18 protein-coding genes are annotated in these 18,359 nt (G+C 61.3%); 4 read left to right on the plus strand and 14 right to left on the minus strand.

Annotation, left to right across the window (positions count from 1 at the left end; translation table 11 throughout):
* Window positions 1-39: 39 nt before the first annotated feature.
* A complete protein-coding gene (ychF, locus tag ACP90_RS07305; protein ID WP_022998103.1) occupies window positions 40-1,140 on the minus strand; it encodes a redox-regulated ATPase YchF in 1,101 nt (366 codons plus the stop codon).
* A gap of 232 nt (window positions 1,141-1,372) precedes the next feature.
* Here ychF and ACP90_RS07310 point away from each other — a divergent pair, with 232 nt between their 5' ends.
* Together ACP90_RS07310 and ACP90_RS07315 are read left to right on the plus strand one after the other, a co-directional pair.
* Window positions 1,373-3,067: a DUF4384 domain-containing protein gene (locus ACP90_RS07310; RefSeq protein ID WP_062487633.1), complete on the plus strand. Its 1,695-nt coding sequence runs from the start codon at window positions 1,373-1,375 to the stop codon at window positions 3,065-3,067.
* A complete protein-coding gene (locus ACP90_RS07315) occupies window positions 3,064-3,669 on the plus strand; it encodes an OmpA family protein (protein WP_055655899.1) in 606 nt (201 codons plus the stop codon). Before ACP90_RS07310 ends, ACP90_RS07315 begins: the two co-directional genes overlap by 4 nt.
* 51 nt (window positions 3,670-3,720) lie before the next feature.
* On the opposite strand, the gene pth is transcribed toward ACP90_RS07315, so the two are convergent.
* Window positions 3,721-4,509, minus strand: coding sequence for an aminoacyl-tRNA hydrolase (gene pth, locus ACP90_RS07320; protein WP_062487635.1), 789 nt, complete (start codon window positions 4,507-4,509; stop codon window positions 3,721-3,723).
* A gap of 160 nt (window positions 4,510-4,669) precedes the next feature.
* Entirely contained in the window at window positions 4,670-5,293 is a 624-nt protein-coding gene (locus tag ACP90_RS07325) for a 50S ribosomal protein L25/general stress protein Ctc (RefSeq protein ID WP_062487637.1), read from the minus strand.
* A gap of 344 nt (window positions 5,294-5,637) precedes the next feature.
* Between ACP90_RS07325 and ACP90_RS07330 the strand changes: the two genes are divergently transcribed.
* Window positions 5,638-5,985, plus strand: a complete 348-nt coding sequence (locus tag ACP90_RS07330) for a hypothetical protein (RefSeq protein ID WP_062487639.1) — start codon at window positions 5,638-5,640, stop codon at window positions 5,983-5,985.
* Window position 5,986: 1 nt separating this feature from the next.
* Here the strand turns inward: ACP90_RS07330 and ACP90_RS07335 are convergent, their stop codons facing one another.
* Together ACP90_RS07335 and ACP90_RS07340 are read right to left on the minus strand one after the other, a co-directional pair.
* Complete coding sequence (locus tag ACP90_RS07335) at window positions 5,987-6,673, minus strand: MOSC domain-containing protein (RefSeq protein WP_062487641.1); 687 nt, start codon at window positions 6,671-6,673, stop codon at window positions 5,987-5,989.
* Window positions 6,670-7,236: a MarR family transcriptional regulator gene (locus ACP90_RS07340; RefSeq protein WP_062487643.1), complete on the minus strand. Its 567-nt coding sequence runs from the start codon at window positions 7,234-7,236 to the stop codon at window positions 6,670-6,672. The genes ACP90_RS07335 and ACP90_RS07340 overlap by 4 nt, the downstream gene beginning before the upstream one ends.
* 87 nt (window positions 7,237-7,323) lie before the next feature.
* On the opposite strand from ACP90_RS07340, the gene ACP90_RS07345 reads away from it, so the two are divergent.
* Window positions 7,324-8,094, plus strand: coding sequence for a hypothetical protein (locus ACP90_RS07345; RefSeq protein WP_062487645.1), 771 nt, complete (start codon window positions 7,324-7,326; stop codon window positions 8,092-8,094).
* Window positions 8,095-8,276: 182 nt separating this feature from the next.
* Here ACP90_RS07345 and ACP90_RS07350 read toward each other — a convergent pair whose 3' ends face one another.
* The 9 genes from ACP90_RS07350 to pgeF form a co-directional block, all read right to left on the minus strand.
* Complete coding sequence (locus tag ACP90_RS07350) at window positions 8,277-9,569, minus strand: amidohydrolase family protein (RefSeq protein ID WP_062487647.1); 1,293 nt, start codon at window positions 9,567-9,569, stop codon at window positions 8,277-8,279.
* A gap of 9 nt (window positions 9,570-9,578) precedes the next feature.
* Window positions 9,579-10,523, minus strand: a complete 945-nt coding sequence (locus ACP90_RS07355) for an ABC transporter permease (RefSeq protein ID WP_022998093.1) — start codon at window positions 10,521-10,523, stop codon at window positions 9,579-9,581.
* Complete coding sequence (locus tag ACP90_RS07360; RefSeq protein WP_062487649.1) at window positions 10,520-11,602, minus strand: ABC transporter permease; 1,083 nt, start codon at window positions 11,600-11,602, stop codon at window positions 10,520-10,522. The genes ACP90_RS07355 and ACP90_RS07360 overlap by 4 nt, the downstream gene beginning before the upstream one ends.
* On the minus strand, window positions 11,599-13,146 hold the full coding sequence (locus ACP90_RS07365) for an ABC transporter ATP-binding protein (protein WP_062487651.1): 1,548 nt from the start codon (window positions 13,144-13,146) through the stop codon (window positions 11,599-11,601). Before ACP90_RS07365 ends, ACP90_RS07360 begins: the two co-directional genes overlap by 4 nt.
* 96 nt (window positions 13,147-13,242) lie before the next feature.
* Window positions 13,243-14,250 carry a BMP family protein gene (locus ACP90_RS07370; protein WP_062487653.1) on the minus strand — a complete coding sequence of 336 codons (1,008 nt, stop codon included), beginning with the start codon at window positions 14,248-14,250 and terminating at the stop codon, window positions 13,243-13,245.
* 390 nt (window positions 14,251-14,640) lie between these two features.
* Complete coding sequence (locus ACP90_RS07375; protein ID WP_031268253.1) at window positions 14,641-15,573, minus strand: ribose-phosphate pyrophosphokinase; 933 nt, start codon at window positions 15,571-15,573, stop codon at window positions 14,641-14,643.
* A 239-nt stretch (window positions 15,574-15,812) separates the two neighbouring features.
* Window positions 15,813-16,334: a hypothetical protein gene (locus ACP90_RS07380; RefSeq protein WP_022998088.1), complete on the minus strand. Its 522-nt coding sequence runs from the start codon at window positions 16,332-16,334 to the stop codon at window positions 15,813-15,815.
* Between the two features lie 91 nt (window positions 16,335-16,425).
* Window positions 16,426-17,583 (minus strand): Xaa-Pro peptidase family protein, encoded by a 1,158-nt coding sequence (locus ACP90_RS07385; protein ID WP_022998087.1) that lies wholly within the window; start codon window positions 17,581-17,583, stop codon window positions 16,426-16,428.
* A gap of 9 nt (window positions 17,584-17,592) precedes the next feature.
* The gene (pgeF, locus tag ACP90_RS07390; RefSeq protein ID WP_022998086.1) at window positions 17,593-18,357 is read right to left on the minus strand and encodes a peptidoglycan editing factor PgeF; all 765 of its coding nucleotides are present in this window, start codon (window positions 18,355-18,357) and stop codon (window positions 17,593-17,595) included.
* Window positions 18,358-18,359: the final 2 nt, after the last annotated feature.

Consider the following 18,359-nt stretch of genomic DNA (forward strand, 5'->3'; position numbering starts at 1 on the left):
AACGCGCAGGCGGCGCCTGGCTGCCTGCGCGGGATTTCGTCAGGTGTTGAATTTGAAGAGCAGGACGTCGCCGTCCTTGACGACATATTCCTTGCCTTCGTCGCGTGCCTTGCCCGCTTCCTTGGCTGCGGTTTCGCCGCCGAGGCCGACGTAATCGTCGTAGGCAATGGTCTGCGCGCGGATGAAGCCGCGTTCGAAATCCGTATGGATGACGCCCGCTGCGCCCGGGGCCTTGGTACCTTCGGTGATGGTCCAAGCGCGGGTTTCCTTCGGGCCTGCCGTGAAATAGGTGATCAGGCCCAGCAGGCCGTAGCCCGCGCGGATCAGCCGGTCGAGGCCCGGCTCTTCAAGCCCGATGGTCTCCAGGAACTCTTCCTGTTCTTCCTTGTCGAGCTGGGAGATTTCCGCCTCGATGGCAGCGGAAATCACGACGGCGGCAGCGCCTTCCGCCTTCGCCTTTTCGGCGACCTTGGCGGAGAGGGCATTGCCTTCGCCTGCGGATGCCTCGTCGACGTTGCAGACGTAGAGAACCGGCTTTGCAGTCAGGAGGTTCAGACCCTTCAGGATCTTCTCTTCATCCGGACCGGAGACTTCCAGAACGCGTGCCGGCTTGCCGTCCTGCAGCAGGGCCAGGGCGGCTTCCATGACGGGCAGCACAGCCTTGGCTTCCTTGTCGCCGCCGGAGGCCTTTTTCTTCAGCGGCGCAATGCGGCGCTCAAGGCTTTCCATGTCGGCGACCATGAGTTCGGTCTCGACCGTTTCGGCATCGGCGATCGGGTCGACGGTGCCTTCCACATGGGTGATGTCGTCGTCTTCAAAACAGCGCAGCACGTGTGCGATGGCGTCGACTTCGCGAATGTTGGCCAGGAACTGGTTGCCGAGGCCTTCGCCCTTGGAAGCGCCGCGCACGAGGCCGGCGATGTCGACAAAGGTGATGCGTGTCGGAATGACTTCCTTGGACCCTGCAACTTGACGGATCGCGTAGAGGCGCGGATCCGGAACGGCAACTTCGCCCGTATTCGGCTCGATGGTGCAGAACGGATAGTTGGCAGCCTGTGCAGCTGCCGTCTTGGTGAGCGCGTTGAAGAGCGTGGACTTGCCGACATTCGGCAGTCCGACAATGCCGCACTGGAAACCCATGGGAGTTCGCTTTCGGTTGGTCTTGAGACTTTGCAGCGCTAAATGCCCGAGCCGGGTCAAGAGGTCAAGGCTTTGGCGGACTGCGGGCGGGTGTTTGTCAAGAGCATGTCAGGATGAAGCGGCAAAAGGAAAGGCGTTCGGCAATGTGATCCGGCTGAAAGCTTCCCTCCGGTTGTTTATCGGTTATAGTCGTGTGGGTGTTTTGGGCGATTGTTTTGGGAATTGGGACGCGATGATTTTCAGTCGCAAGAAACACGGGTTTCTGTGTGCATTTTCCGGCAGTCTGTTTGCCACCCTGGCTGCCGTCACCACTTGTGCCACTGTCTTCTCGGCAAGTCCGGCATCGGCTCAAAGCTTCAATCCGCGTGATCTGACTGGCCTTCTGGGCGATGCGCCGATCGATCCTGCGCTGCTGGAAGGCGTCGGACAGGTAAATGTCACACGGGCCTATATCCCTGACGCGATCGACCTGTCGCCAATGATGCCACCACCCCTGCTGCAGACATACGGCAGCTGTGTTTCCTATGCCATCGGGTATGCCATGCGCGGCTATTACGCTGCGCTTGAAAACAACGTGGAACCCGGCAACCGCACCTTCACGCCAAGTCCGGCGTTTCTCCATTCGCAGATCCGCAACCGGCAGGAGGCCTGTGAAACCGCCGGAAGTCATGCGCTTCTGGCGATGGCCTATTTCAAGGGCAACGGCTCTCCCAACCAGGACGACATTCCGGACGCCGCCATGTGTTCGGAACGGGTGGAAACCGCAACGATGGCCCCCGACAGGTTCCGCATTCGAGACTTCCTGTTCGTGTTCGACAAGGGTCGCCAGCGCCGCAACGCGACGGACCGGGATCTCGATGCGATCAAGCAGCAGCTGGCGGCGGGGAACCCCGTGGCCACCGGGTTCCTGATGGTCGGCGTGGTGCCGTCCTCCCAGACGCCGGATGGGGTGACGCTGCAATATCTGAAATCGGGAGAGATCTACCAGGGATCGCTCGGGCGTCACAGCGGGGCCGCCGGAGGCCACCAGATGGTGTTCGTCGGGTACGATGAAAGGCGTCAGGCATTCCTCGTCCAGAACTCCTGGGGGCCATACTGGTCCGGAGACGGGTATGGCTGGATCAGCTACGAGGCAACGAAGGCCGACATGCACAACGCATCGATCATGCGCACGTCCATCGTGCCGCCGCGGCCGGTGCCTGGGCTGACCAGAACCGACCGGGACAATGAGGTGGCCTTTGCAGGGGATAGCTGCAGCAGCCTTTACGTGAGCGAAGATACGCCGGACGGCATGCCGCTACTCGCAGGTTTCGTGAGCACTCAGGAAGCGCTCCGGAAACTGGAAGCGGAGTTTCCACCCGAACAGCTTCAGAAAATCGATGTCAGGCCTTGGCCCGTGTGTGAAGCCCTGAAGACCCTAGCCCGGCCACTGGCGGAACCTTCGCGCCCGCGCATTCGGCTCCTGGGAGGCAGCGCGGATCTACGCTACGGAGATTCGCTGGCCTTCGAGGTGACTGCGCCGGATTTCGCCTCGTTTCTCTACATCGTCTATCTGCAGGCCGACGGCACTGTGGTGAACCTCTTGCCGCGTCGCGGTCCGGTGCGCCAACAGGTGCAATTCGGCGACCGTTTCGTCTATGGCGATGGCCGGCAGGGGCGTCAGAAGTTCACCGTGCAGCCACCTGCCGGATCGGAAGCCATTATCGTGATTGCAGCTCATAGCCCCGTCATCCAACTGGAAGAACTGGAAAACGGCGGATCCGGGCAATTCTCCATGCCTGTGAGCGCTGAGGGCGGCGCCGGTACCGCGGACGACAGATATTTCCTGACGGCATTGCGGGCAGGGATGGCGGACCGGCCGGACGAAATGAGCCTGCCACGTGAGATTTCTGCTGCCGTCCTTCATTTGACGATCCGGGAAGAGTGACACTCAAAGGTTTCGACATGCGCTTTCTTATCGAATTTGCGACCGCCCGCCTGGCATTGGCACCCGTTCTGGCGCTGCTGGTCCCCTTGATGCTGCCAGCCGGCGTTTCCGCCCAGTCGGTCACGCCGGATCAGATCATCAACGCGTTGTTGCCTGACGCCGGCGCGCCGAAATCCCGGTCCATGCGAAAGCAGGAACCGCATCCGTTTCGCGGGATCAGCATCGAAGGTCAGTTGCCGCCGGAAGTGGAGCTGCCGCGCATCAATCTGACGGTCAATTTCGAGTTTGATTCCGCCTCACTGACCAACGACGGCATTCTGACGTTGCAGGCACTCGGACAGGCTTTGCAGGATCCACGGCTCAGGAACATGCGTTTCCAGATCGCCGGGCACACGGACCTGCGCGGCACGTCGGCCTATAATCTGGACCTGTCGAAACGAAGGGCCTTCATGGTCGCGGAGTTTCTGGCTGCGTTCTATACGATCCCCCGTGAACGGCTCGTACCGGTGGGGTACGGCGAAAGCCGTCCTGTCGATCCGGGCGATCCGGCCAGCGGCCGCAACAGGCGTGTGGAGATCATCAACGTTCAGCCGCTGTCCTGACCGCCAATGGCAGGCAGCCTGGTTGCGCTGGTGTTCATGGAGGGACCGGCCTCAGTCGCCGCCGCCGAGCAGCTTCTTCAGCATGTCAGCCATGGGCCCTGACTTGGGTAAGTTGACTGACTTGCCTTGCCGGGCCTGGCGGATATGGCTCTGGCCCTTGGGTTTGGCTGGTGCGGGGGTGCCCTGTCCGGGAGCAATGGCCTTGGCGGCTCCGGTTGTGCCGTCCTTTGCCTTGCCCTCCTGGCTCTTGCCCTTGCGCTGTGCCTTTTCCGGCTCCAGGGTCAGGGTCAACTTGTTGGCAAACTGGCTGTCCTTGCCTTCGGCCAGCAATGCAGCCTGATCGGCGACTTCCATCAGGAGCGGCTCGAGCCAGTCCCGATCGGCCTTTGCGAAATCACCCAGCACGTAGTTGGACACCAGCTTCTTGTCGCCCGGATGACCGATGCCGAGGCGCAGCCGGCGGTAGCTTTCGCCGATATGCGCCGTGATTGATCTCAGACCGTTGTGGCCTCCGTGGCCGCCGCCGATCTTCATGCGGAATTTCGCGGGCGGCAGGTCGAGTTCGTCGTAGATGACGACAATGTCTGCCGGCTCGATCTTGTAGAACCGCATGGCTTCGCCGACAGAGCGGCCGGATTCGTTCATGTAGGTGCTGGGTTTCAGCAGCAGGACCTTTTCCGAGCCGAGGCGGCCTTCGGAAACCTGACCTTGAAAACGGGCTTTCCAGGGCTGGAAGCCGGAGTGGCGGCGATGGATCTCATCGACGGCCATGAAACCGATATTGTGCCGATTGCCTTCGTATTTGGCGCCCGGATTGCCCAGGCCGACGATCAATTTCATGGTGTGCCTTTCAAGGTAGAGCGTGCTGCATTTAGCGCAATGCAGACCGGCTGGCTAATCCTGAAACAAAAAAGCAGCCGATGGCGGCTGCTCTGCAAGTTTTCCCGCAAGGGGAAGGGAGGCGGAGACCGCCTCCCAATTTTTAAAGCAAGGCTGCAGCTTATTCAGCTTCGCCTTCACCTTCTTCTGCTTCAGCTTCGTCGTCGGTCTCTTTCATACCGGCCGGAGCAGCGATCGTGGCGATGGTGAAATCGCGATCGGTGATGGTCGGCTGGCAGCCTTCCGGCAGCTTCACTGCGGAAATGTGCAGGCTGTCGCCCGGCTGTGCCTTGGCCAAGTCGATTTCGAGAGCTTCTGGAATGTTGTCGGCCGGAACGTTCATTTCGACGGTGTGGCGAACAATGTTCAGGACGCCGCCCTTCTTGATGCCCGGGCAGGTTTCTTCGTTCAGGAAGTGAACCGGAACTTCAACCGTCAGCGTGGAGCCCTTGGCAACGCGCAGGAAGTCGACGTGCATGACGTCGTCGCGTACCGGGTGCAGCTGGAAATCCTTGGCAATAACCTGATGCTTTTCGCCGTCCACATCGATGATACCGATGTGTGTAAGGAAACCACCCTTGTGCAGGGTAATGGTGGTTTCTTTCACCGGAATGGTGATCGGCAGTGCCTGTTTCTTGTCGCCGTAGATCACGGCAGGGAGAAGGCCTTCGCGACGCAGTGCCCGTGCGGCCCCCTTGCCCACCCGGTCCCGTGCCGACGCCTTCAGCTCATAGCTGGCAGCCATGGCAAAACTCCTTCGAGTGTATAGGTAACGGACCGGCGAACCACCGTGTCAGAAGACTCATGTTGTCCGGGATCGGTCCAGAAGCGCCTCCTCCAGGGGTGCAGGCGCGAGCGCGGATATACCCAAAGCGCAAGGAAAGTGCAAGTCCGCAGTCGCTCGTTTGTCGCAGGGAACTGCGGAAATTTCAAGCTGGTCACCTGCAAACCGGTCTGTAACACAGATTTGCTGAACCTTCCGGTTGACCGAATTGCTCGTCCGAAAGAGGCTGCGATCCTCTGTGCGGGTATGTCTCCCGCTGTCCGAAACCGTTTTCCTGACCTTCCCTGTCTGAAAGAATCGACCCCATGGCCATCGATGAAGACCTCAACGACCGCTTGCGCGAGGCGCTTGGAAACAGGGCAGGCATCAGCGAAAAAAGGATGATGGGCGCGATGTGCTTTCTGCTGCACGGCCACATGATCGCGGGTGCCGACCGCACCAGGGAGGGCGAACGGCGTTTCATCTTCCGTCTGGGCAAGTCCAGCCATGCTGCCGGGCTGGCACTGCCGGGTGCTGAACCGATCGTTCAGGGCGGGCGCATGTTGAGTGGCATGTTCTTCGTCGGTGAAGACGATTGCACCGACGAAGTTCTCCAAAATTGGCTGGATCTTGCCATCGCCAATGCTTTGACACTGCCGCCCAAAGGTGCCTGACCTATCCGTTGAGCCTTTTCGATGTGTCTTCCTGAAAGGCCGGATCGGCTTTTTTGGCGAAGGAGACACGCCAGGGTTCAGCCAGCTCTTCAAGTTCTGACAGGGCCTTTGCCACCGCCGGATCCAGCCGAGGGTTGAACCGGGCGTGGATGACCTCGCGCAGGTTCCAGTCCGGGCAGGGGCGTTCAACGACGGTCAACTCGTCGCCTGCCTGAAACGACCCTTCCTGCAGCACCCGGAAATACCAGCCGGTTCGACCTGTCTTCTGGAAATGGGCTGCCTGCGTGGGGTTGTCTGTATGCATGTTCAGCTTCCAGCAGGGCTGCCGGCCCTGGGAAATCTGCATGCGGACCGTGCCCGCCGACAGGATGTCGCCAATGCACAGGTCTTCCTCGGTAAAGCCTTCTGAAGCGATGTTCTCGCCGAAACCGCCGGGCTGATAGATTTCCGCCATTTCCGGAAAGGCGTCCCGCCAGTGGGCATAATGCTCCGAAGGATAGATATGCAGTGCCTTTTCCGGTCCGCCATGTACGGAAAGATCCGCCTGACGGTCGGTGGTGATGCCGGTGGAGCTGACCTGGAGGATACCATCTGCGCGGGTCTTGCGGATGGCTGACGGCTCCTTGCCCTCCCAACGGTGTTCTGGTTCTCCGGTGAAGAGGGAGACGATGCGGGCATTGGCGGTCATGGCTGATGGCTTTCGGCTGGTGTGTGTTCGTGACAGAGCTGTGCGGCATCGACAGGCGAGAGCGGCACGTTGAGCAGCTTGCAATAGCCCCCCGTTTCCCTTGCCTCGTGATGGCGGCAGGTGCTGCAGAGACCGAACGAGCGGCCACCGCGCTGATGCAGCATCGTCAGGACAAGTGCTTTCAGGGACGAGGCCAGAGACGCGGCGACGTTCGGCGGCAAGGCGTCGATGACATTCTCCAGAGACGAAGGGTCCTGCAACAGGTCCCGGCCTGCCCGGGTGACGTCATAACGAATGCTGCGCTTGTCTTCGTCCGAACGCGTTTCGGCGATCAGCTCCTTGCGGGAAAGTGCCTTGAGGGTTTGCGAAGCCGTGCCGCGTGTCGTTGCCAGAAAATCGGCGACGTGCGAGGGCGCGCGTGAAAAGCGGTTTGCCCGGGCAAGATAGTTGAGCGCAGCAAATTGTGACGGGTTCAAAGGCCCGTTCCACTCCTCGGCAGCGGCAAGACGCGTCAACCGGTCGATCAGGTCGCGAATGGTCTGTGTGTCGGTTGGAGCAAACATGCTCTCTATGTAGCGAGTCGAAATTAAACTTGCAATAGTTTCGACTCGCTGCTAATAAGGCTGCGTCCTCAATCAAGGAGAAAGCCGATGTACAAATCCATTTCCCTAGCCGTTCTGATTGCCGGAGTGTCGGCAATTGCCCTGCCGACTGTGGCATTTGCAGGCGGCAGTCATGCGCTCCACCAGACGGGAGCAATCCTGTCGCCGGAAAACCCGGAGATCGACCCGAATTACGACATCCTTGCCGCCCATGTGCACCGCAAGGGGCGTGTCGTAACCTTCCACATGACACTGAAGGGAACGGCCGGTGCGAGCGTGCCGGAGGCAAACGGTGCGCTCGCAGGGGCGCCGGTGCAGTCCTATGTCTGGCCAACGTCACTGAAACCGGAAACGGTCGGGTTTGAAGGGGGAAACGGCATCCTTGCGCTGGTGGCCACCAGCCATCCGGATTTCGACGACACACCGCTTTTTGATGAAGACGGCGACGGCGACCTTCTGAACGACGGTGCGAAATGGCACTCGCACTGGGTGGTGCTGACACCGAACGAGGCCTGCGGTGCCGGCGCACTCTCCGTGCAGGATATTCCCGATGGTACCAACCCGAAGATGCCGGCCACCTGGCCGGGCCTGCCGATCTACATCGACAGCCCTGGATTTTCACCCGTGATGGAGGCAGAGGAAATTACCCTCAACGTGGCCTTTGCCGATGAAAGCACTGTTGAGACCCTGTCGTATGACGGCGTCACGTCGGCCCTGCGGGTGAACCAGAACGTCCACGCCCCACTGCTGTGCGTCGTCGACGTCTTCGACGTTGCCTCCGGCGATCTCAGCCTGCCGGGAAAATTGACCGGGAACTGAGCCGCATCAGCACAAACCACTCACCGCGTCATTGCCGGGCTTGCCCCGGCAATCCATGCCGCGACCGGGCCGGGTCCCTAGGCCGTGACTGGGGCAAGGAAACGGCATGGATGCCATGGTCGAGCCATAGCATGACGGGGGGAGGGGGCTCTGAGGGGCAGGGGTCGAACTTGGAAAAACGGTCAGCCCTCGTGCGGAGCGTAGGAGGCCGGGTCGACCTGGGCCGGACGTCCGGGGAGGGTAAGCTGAGCCTGCCGGGCCGGGGTTGTTGCGATCACCTTGCCGGACTTGACGACCGCAAGACGCGTTGCCTTCAGGCGAATGGCCTCGATCGTGTCGCGGGCCTGCAGCAGCACGAAGTCCGCCTTGCAGCCTTTGTCCAGACCGTACCCGTCCAGGTTCATCGCCTTGGCCGGATGCGCGGTGACGCAGTCGTAGCAGTAGCGGATGGCGTCGCGGCTGGTCATCTGGGCAACGTGTAGTCCCATGGAGGCGACCTCCAGCATGTCGCCGGAGCCCATCGAGTACCAGGGGTCCATCACGCAGTCGTGGCCGAAGGCGACATTGATGCCGTAGGACCGCATCTCCGGAACACGGGTCTGGCCGCGGCGCTTGGGATACGTGTCGTGGCGACCCTGCAACGTGATGTTGATCAGCGGGTTCGCAATGGCATGCACTTCCGCTTCGGCGATCAGCGGCAACAGCTTGGAGACGTAGTAATTGTCCATGGAATGCATGGACGTCAGATGCGATCCGGCAACGCGGCCCTGCAGCCCGAGGCGCTGGGTCTGATAGGCGAGCGTCTCGATATGGCGCGACATCGGATCGTCGGTCTCGTCGCAGTGCATGTCGACCATCAGCCCGCGTTCGGCCGCGATTTCGCACAGCCGCGCGACCGACCGGGCACCGTCGTCCATGGTGCGCTCGAAATGCGGAATGCCGCCGACGATGTCGACGCCCATGTCGAGTGCCGTCAGAAGGTTCTTCTCGGCGGTGGCAGAGCGGTAGAGCCCGTCCTGGGGGAAGGCGACCAGTTGCAGGTCGATGTAGTCCTTCACCTTCTCTCGCACTTCCAGCAGGCCTTTGACGCCCGTCAGCCTGTCGTCGCACACATCCACATGGGTGCGGATCGCCAGCAGCCCCTGCGAGACGGCCAGATCGCAATATCTCAGGGCGCGCTCGACAACGGCATCGACGGTCAGGATCTCCTTCAGTTCTCCCCAAAGCGCGATGCCTTCCAGCAGCGTGCCGCTGCGGTTCATGCGCGGCAGGCCGAGCGACAGCGTCGCATCCATGTGGAAGTGGCTGTCAACAAACGGTGGCGACACGAGGTGTTCGCCAGCATCGATCACCTGGCCGGCGTCCGCCGTGATCCCGGCTTCCACAGCCTCGATACGGCCGTTCCGGCAGGCAATGTCGATGCCGTGGCGGCCGTCGGGCAGGTTGGCGTTCTTGACGAGGAGATCGAAACTCATGGGACTGTCTCAGCGTTGACCACGGAAGTAGGGCACAAGAAGGGCCCTTGGATAGTCTGCCCGGCGGGCAACGACAATCAGCGCGGCGATGGAAAGCAGATACGGCATCATCAGGAACACCTGGCCGGGAATGAAACTGCCGACCTCGGTCTGAAGACGCACCTGGAAGGCATCAAAAGCCCCGAAGAGCAGAGCGCCGATCAGGGCCTTGCCGGGTCGCCAGGAGGCGAACACCGTCAGGGCGATGCAGATCCAGCCACGGCCGTTGACCATGCCGAAGAAAAACGCGTCGAAGGCCGACATGGTCAGGAACGCGCCGCCAAGCGCCATGATCGCGGAGCCCGCAACCACCGTACCGATGCGGATCGCATAGACCGAGAGGCCTTGCGATTCCACGGCAGCCGGATTGTCGCCGACCGCCTGAATGGCCAGGCCGAGCGGGGTTCGGTAGAGCACATAGGCCGTGACCGCGACCAACAGCAGGGCGAGGAAGGTCAGGGGCGTCTGCTGGAACAGGGCTGGCCCGAGGAACGGCAGGTCACTCAGGCCCGGAATGTCGAGCGGCTTGAAAGCCTCGATCCGGGGCGGTGACGAGACATCCGGCAGGGCCGTCCGGTAGATGAAATAACTGAGCGAAGTGGCAAACAGCGTCACGCCAATGCCCGAGACGTGCTGAGAGAGCCCGAGAGGCACGGTCAGAATGGCGTGGATCAGTCCGAAGAAGGCACCGGCCATCGCCGCGACCAGAACGCCGCCCCACAGGCCTGCGCCGAGCCAGACCGCCATCCAGCCGGCCATGGCACCGGCGGTGAAAATGCCTTCGATGCCGAGGTTGAGGACGCCGGCACGTTCGCAAACAAGCGCTCCGATGACGCCGAAGATCAGCGGGGTCGCGATGCGGAGCGCGGCCGCCCAGAAGTTGGCGGAGATGAGAATGTCGAGGATCTCGGTCATTCTGCCGCCTCCGGGTTTGCCTGGCTGCCGACAAAGCGGATCTTGAAGCGCAGGAACAGACCGGAGACGAGGACGCACAACAGCGCCATGGCGACGATCAGGTCTGCCAGATAGTTGGAGACACCAGTGGCACGGGACATGGAATCGGCCCCTACAAAGATGCTGGCGATGAAAAGAGCCGCCAGAACGACACCGGCCGGGGAAAGCCCGGCAAGCATGGCGACAACGATACCGGAATAGCCGAAACCGGGCGAAAGGTCAGCGGTCAGATAGCCTTTCAGACCGGCAACTTCCCCAACGCCGGCGAGCCCTGCCAGCGCGCCGGACAGAAGACCGACGCGGATGAAGGTTGCGGTGACCGGAATGCCGGCGTGGCGGGCGGCGGCCGCATTCTCGCCGACCGCGCGGATTTCGAAACCCCAGACGGTGCGTTTCAAGAGGAAATAGACGCCGAGCGATGAAACGAGGGCGATGACAAGACCCCAGTGAATGCGCATCCGATCCATCAGCTTGGGTAGGGCCGCTTCATCGAGAATGGGTTCCGACTGTGGCCAGCCCATGCCCATGGGGTCCTTCATCGGGCCTTCCAGCATCATCTGCACGAAAAGCAGGATGATGAAGTTCAGCAGCAAGGTGGTGACGACTTCATCGACGCCAAGTCGTGTTTTCAAAAGGGTTGGACCAAGCATGACCAGCCCGCCGGCGAGCGCGCCGGCAACGATCACCATGGGAATGAGAAGGTAGGGTGGTGCGGAAATGACGCCGGTGCCGACGGCAACCGCCGCAAGGGCGCCGGCATAAAGCTGGCCTTCGGCGCCGATGTTCCAGAGCTTGGCCCGGAAGGCGACGGCTGCCGCCAGGCCGGTGAGGATCAGCGGTGTCGCCCTTGTCAGCATTTCGGTGAAGGCAAAGAGTGAGCCGAAGGCGCCCTTGGCCATGAGGCTGTAGGCCTCGAACACCGACAAGCCGGCAAAGGCCATGGGGATGGCGGCAAGCACCAGGGCGGCAACAGCCGCGGCAATCGATACACCCAGCATACGGGAAACGGAGGAGGGGCCACGCGGTTCGAAGCGGATCATGCTGCGTCCTCCGCATTGTGTCCGGCCATCCTGAGGCCGAGAGAGCCGCGGTCCAGCGTCTCGCTGGGTTCGGCTTCGGACAGATGTCCGCGGTGGATCACGGCGATCCTGTCGGAAAGGCGCATGAGTTCGTCGAGATCCTCCGAGATCAGGATGACACCGGCCCCGCGGTCGCGAGCCGCCAGCAGGCGCTTGTGAACATCGGACGTGGCGCCGACATCCAGCCCGCGCGAGGGTTGGGCGGCCAGCACCACCTTTGGAACAGTTTCGAGGGTTCTGGCCAGTACGATCTTCTGGATATTGCCACCCGACAGCAGCCGCGCCGGGCTGTCCTCGCTCTGGCAGCGGATATCGTAAGCCTTGATCAGGTTGCGCGCCCGCTCCCGCATGGCGGAAAACCGCAGCAGACCGAGGCGCTGGTTTTCCGGTTTGCGGATGGCTTCGATGGCAAGGTTTTCCGAAACGCTCATCGCTCCGACAATGCCGTCGTGGTGACGGTCTTCGGGAATGCGGGCAAGGCCGTTGTCGATCATGGTTCGGGCACTTGCGTGGCCGATCACCGTGCCTTCCAGCGTCATGGATCCATGGGTGAGCAGTTCCAGACCGGAAATGACCCGTGCAAGCGTCGTCTGGCCGTTGCCCGAAACCCCTGCAATGCCAAGGATTTCACCGGATTTCAGTGTGAGGTCGACCGCGTGCAAGGCATCGCGGCCATGTCCGGCGGAGGCCTTGTTCAAGACGAAAAGCGGTGCGCCCGGTGTGCCAGGGGACCGCATTGTCTCGACAATGGCATGGCCGACCATCAACTCGGCCAGCTTGCGCCGGTCGCATTCGGCTGTCGGCAGGTCGGCCACCTTGCGGCCACCGCGCAGCACGGCGACCCGGTGCGAAGAGGCAAGGACTTCCGCCAGCTTGTGCGAGATGAAGATGATGCCGAGCCCGTCGTCGGCCAGCTTTTTCAAGATCGCGAACAGAGTGTCGGATTCCTGGGGCGTCAGCACAGCGGTCGGTTCGTCCAGAACCAGCACGCGGGCATCGCGGTAGAGCGCCTTCAGGATTTCCACCCGCTGTTTTTCGCCGACGGAAAGCTGGGAAATACGGGCGTCGAGGGAAACCGTCAGGCCGGAGCGAGCCATCAGCTCTTCCAGTTTGCGGCGGGCAGGCGCCCGGGAAGACGAAAGCGCGGCAAGCCGTTCCGTGCCCAGAAGGATGTTGTCGAGCGCGCTCAGGTTTTCGGCAAGGGTGAAGTGCTGGTGCACCATGCCTATGCCTGCCTGGAGAGCGGCATGCGGCGAGCCTGGTTCCAGTTCGCTCAAGCCGGAGCCGTCCGGCGAAACCATGACCCGGCCTTCGTCGGCCACGTAGTGCCCGAAAAGGATGTTCATCAAGGTGGTCTTGCCAGCGCCGTTCTCGCCGAGAAGGGCAAGGATCTCGCCCTGTTTCAAATCGAGCGATACGTCGCCATTGGCCGTCAGAGCGCCGAAGCGCTTGGTGATGCCGTCCAATCGCAGCACGACACCAGCGTCCTGTGCCGGACCTGCCATATGATCCCCCCGGGAAAAGAATGAATGCCGCGCTTGAACCCCGCGGCCGGGAATCGCCGGCGGTCATTGTGACCGCCGGACGTGGCAGGCGAAAGCCTACATGGTGGATTTCGGTTCGCTGTCGTTCACATTGACGCGGAACAGGCCGTCGAGGATTTCCTGCTCCTTGGCCTTTGCCGCGGAAACTGCGTCGGCAGGAGCAAGGCTTTCGTCCACAACGAAGCTGCCGCCGCCGTAGGACATGAAGCTGTAGGGGCCGAAATCGGCAGGTTCAAAGGTGTCGCTGGCAACAAGGCCGATCGCCTTGTCGATGGTCGGTTCCATGTGCCACAGCGCGGAGGACAGGATGGTGCCCGGATAGTCGCTTGCCGTGTCGATCACGTTGCCGATCGCCAGAATGCCCTTGTCCTTGGCCGCATCGGAAACGCCGAAGCGCTCTGCGTAGAGAATGTCCGCACCCTTGTCGATCATCGCGAAGGCAGCTTCCTTGGCCTTGGGCGGGTCGTACCAGGAGTTGATGAAGGTCACGAGGAACTTCACGTCCGGGTTCACGGAGGTTGCGCCTTCCATGAAGGCGTTCATCAGGCGGTTCACTTCGGGAATGGCGTAGCCGCCGACCATGCCGATGACATTCGACTTGGTGGTGGCGCCGGCGATCATGCCGGAGAGATAGCTCGGCTCGTGGATCCAGTTGTCGAAGACGGCAAAGTTCGGCTGAGCCGGTCCGAAGGACGACCCCATCAGGAAAGCCGTGTCCGGATATTCCGCAGCCACCTTGCGAGCGGCGCGCTCGACGGCGAATGCTTCGCCAACCACCAGATCCATGCCCTGTTCGGCGTATTCGCGCATGACGCGCTCATAGTCGGTGTTGGCAACGTTTTCGGAGAAGGTGTAGGTGATTTCGCCGCGTTCCTGGGCGGCTTTCAGCGCCTTGTCGATGCGGCTGACCCACTGCTGTTCGACCGGAACGGTGTAGATCGCTGCGACCTTGACCGGGTCGGCGGCATTGGCGGAAGGAATGGACAGTCCTGCCGATACTGTGACAGCCAGAGCGGCTGTCAACATGGCCCTGCGGGCCCTGGAAAATGGTTTGGAAGTGAGCATCTGAAATCCCCTGGAAAAGACCTTGTGCAAACTTAGATGACCACAAAATATGCGTGCTCACAAGCTGGGCAGGAGCTTCGGCGGCAAATTTTTTGAACAATTGGGAAAATTTGTGAGGCTTGGCGCGGACTGGTTGTGAGGGGTGGAAACTACCCGTCCGGTGTTGGCGTGAATGTGGCCTGAAGGGGCGAATACGGGGGCCCGGCTGCAAACCCTGTGGGGGCCGGCTTCCAGCTCCGATTCCCTCCCGCCGGGTCGGGCCTGGGCCCAATTTTACGGCAGCGGGCAATACGGCAATCTTGGAAAAGGCAACTTTCGCAAAAAGATATGGCCTGAACGCAAAAACGCCCGGCACGGGCCGGGCGTCTTGAGCAGTCGACGTTTCGGCGATCAGCTGAAGAGGCTGGACACCGACTTTTCCAGTGCCGTGCGGTTGATTGCTTCGCCGATCAGCGGGGCAATCGAGATTGCACGGATGTTGGCTGCAGCCGTGATGGCGGCAGTCGGTTCGATGGAGTTGGTGATAACCAGCTCCTTCAGCTTGGAAGAGGTCACGCGGGCAACGGCACCACCGGACAGAACGCCGTGAGTGATATAGGCCGTTACCGACTGTGCGCCCTTGGACAACAGGGCTTCGGCAGCGTTGCAGAGCGTGCCGCCACTGTCGACGATGTCGTCGACCAGGATGCAGTCATAGCCCTTGACGTCACCGATGATGTTCATGACTTCCGATTCCCCAGGCTTGTCGCGACGCTTGTCGACGATGGAGAGCGGAGCTTCGATGCGCTTGGCAAGTGCGCGGGCGCGCACCACGCCGCCGACATCCGGAGACACGACCATGACATTGTCGGTCGCGTAGCGTTCCTTGATGTCGCGTGTCATGACGGGAGCTGCGAACAGGTTGTCTGTCGGGATATCGAAAAAACCCTGGATCTGACCGGCGTGGAGATCCAGGGTTAGAATGCGGTCGGCACCGGCTTCGGTAATGAGATTGGCCACCAGCTTTGCCGAGATCGGAGTTCGGCCGGAGGCGCGGCGATCCTGCCGGGCGTAGCCGAAATACGGAATGACCGCGGTGATGCGGCGGGCAGAGGACCGGCGGAGCGCATCGATGATGATGAGCAGCTCCATAAGGTGGTCGTTTGCCGGGTAGCTGGTCGGCTGGACGACGAATACATCTTCGCCGCGTACGTTTTCCTGGATTTCTACGAAGATTTCCTGGTCGGCAAACCGCCGGACCTGGCATTTGGCGAGAGGGGCATCCAGGTATTTGGATATTTCCTCAGCCAGGGCTCGGTTGGAATTGCCCGCGACGATCTTCATGAGCCGCAAGTCCTTCTGGTGCGACGGCGGTTTTGCAGACAGGTTGTGCCTTGCAAACACGCGGAAAGGCCTAGGTCTTAAGTCATGTGCCGGGTGCCGGGAGCCTCGCTCGGAAACCCTCGGCAGGCGGCGGCGTTGTAACAACCAAGCAACCGGACCACAACAGGCGTTCGTGCCTGACGCCTGCTTTTTTTTATTTTTTGTGACGCCACGCCGGAATTACCCGGCAAAGCAATTAATTATCGGTTGAGCCAGGCCTTGATTTCCACCATCGAGCGATTGGCAATGCGCGACAGCGTGCCGGAGCTGACAGCCTGCCATGGGTCGCCCGAGGCTCCGCCGGTATCTTCCGTTCCGGAGATTCGCTTCACGCGGCGACCAGAGCTGTCGACGATGTCGAAAACGTAGAAGACCGTGCCGTTGGAAGGCTGCCCGGTGGCCGACAGATAGCCATTGACCCGGTAGGTGGCGGCCGCGCCGATGCGGCGTACCAGCGTGATGCCCTGTTTGCGGGCTTCGGAGCCGATCATTTCGGACAGCTCGTCGGCAATGTTGCCCGGTGCACCGGTAAACGGTTCGAACGCGAAGGTGATGCCTTCTTCCGGGTCGACCTGACCGGCGATCGTCGGCGCGGTGACAGTGGTCGAGATCGGAGTAGGGGGCTGTGGAGCAGCCTGACAGGCTGCAAGCCCTGCTCCAAGCAGTAGAACCGCCAACAGGCGCCGGGAAGAAATGGATTGTTGGGTGGTCTTGTCTGTCATGGAGACGCTTGGCTCTCGCGGTCGATATCGTCGTGGCAGCGGCCCTGCCGGAAACGCGAAACGCGAACCGGGCCGCAAGGTTGAAACTGGTTTAGCCTGACTTGACCGGCAGGTCGAGAGGCAGCTTGGACAAGCACTCTGGCGTTCCGGTCGTGGTCAGATAGGTCTGGCCGAGCGTCATGGCGGTTCCGGAGTTGGAATCCATCAGGATCATATGCATGAAGATGACCATGTCGGGCTTTACCTCGGCCGGATTGGCCCGGTACGCCATCGGCATGTCCATCCAGCTTGGCGTGAACCTGGCACCAAGCGAATAACCGCAGGCGTTCAGCCGGTGTGGCATCAGGCCATGAGCGTCCACCCGTTCCGCATGAGCGTCGAAAACATCGCCGAATGTCTTGCCGGGAACGAGCTGTGTTTCAACGGCGGCCAGTGCTTCACGTGCGGCGGTGTACATCTCCAGATGCCGGTCCGTCGGCGTGCCGATCACCACCGTGCGCATCAGTGCGGCATGGTAGTGGCGGTAGGCGCCTGCCCATTCCAGTGTCAGCTGGTCCTGTTCGGACAGGTTCCGGCGACCTGCCTTGTAACGGCACAGGAGAGCGTCGCGGTCGGAGCCGATGATGAACTCGTTGCCGGGGTAATCGCCGCCACCTTCAAAAATGGCTCCCTGCATCGCAGCCAGTATGCGGCCCTCGTCGGCTCCGGGGTGGATTTCATCCATTGCTGCATAAAAGGCTTTGTCCGCCAGCTCCGCGGCCTTGCGCACATAAACGATTTCCTCGGCGCTTTTCACCGCACGAAGTTCGGGGATCAGGGGCGAGGCATCGCTGACATCGGCGAAACTTGTAAGTTCCTCGTTCAGCTTCAGCGCTATTTTGCCGGTCATGCCCTGTGTGTCGTATTCAACGCCCAGCTTGCAGCCGAGCAGGTCCATGTCGAACAGCAGTTCCTTCAGCTGCAGCACCGGGCTGGCGGAGCCGCGGTCGATCCAGATGCGGATGTCCTCGATGTTCGAGGTGTGCTTGGCCTGGCGTTCGTCGGCAGATCGGGTGAGAAGCACCCGGCGTCCTTCCTTTGTCACCACGAGGCACTGGAAGAAGCAGAAACCGAAGGTGTCGTAGCCGGTCAGCCAGTACATGCTCTCCTGGGCGAAGAGCAGCATGGCATCCAGCTTCTGCGCCTCCATGGCGGCTTTCAGCTTGTCAAAGCGGCTTTCAAACTCGGCATCGGAAAAATGAAGTGCCATGGGTGGTCCTCACAAAAGTGCAATCGCGCTGATCTGGCGGCCGTAGTCCGGTTCCTTGCGATGGGTCGTCCGGCGGTAGGAGAAGAAGCGGTCTTCATCGGCATAGGTGCACAGTGCCAGGTCGGCAACAGCCCCCAGTCCAAGAGCCTGAAGCTTGTCCGTAATGAAGGCGGGCAGGTCGAACATGAAGTGCTCTGCCCGTTCAGAAGGCTTGAAGTAGCGGGTGTTGTCCGGGTGCTCCTGAAGGAAACGTTCCTTGAATTCGGGGCCGACCTCATAGGCGCCCTGCGAAATCGTCGGACCCAGCACCGCCGTGATGTTGGTTCTGGTCGCGCCGAGAGCTTCCATGGCGGCAACCGTATTCTGCAAGATGCCGGTAACGGCGCCTTTCCAGCCTGAATGGGCAGCGCCGATGACACCCGCCTTGGTATCCGCAAACAGAAGCGGGCCGCAATCGGCCGTCGCGATGCCGATGGCAAGGCCCGGTGTGGCGGTGACCAGGGCATCGGCCTTGCGGTCAGCATCCTGTGCGAACGGTGCGCTGACAGTGATCACGTCGGCGGAGTGGATCTGATAGGGGGACACCAGGCGATCGGCACCAATGCCGAGCTGGCCGGCAACCCGGTCGCGGTTTTCAAGAACGCTGCTGCGCTCATCGTCCGAACCGAGACCGATATTGAGGCTGGTGTAGATGCCGCCGGAAACGCCGCCCTGGCGGGTGAAGAAGCCGTGCCGGATGCCATCCAGCTTCAATACGTCTGCTTCAATTTTCATTC

This window comes from Labrenzia sp. CP4, from assembly GCF_001579905.1.
Lineage (GTDB): Bacteria > Pseudomonadota > Alphaproteobacteria > Rhizobiales > Stappiaceae > Roseibium > Roseibium algicola.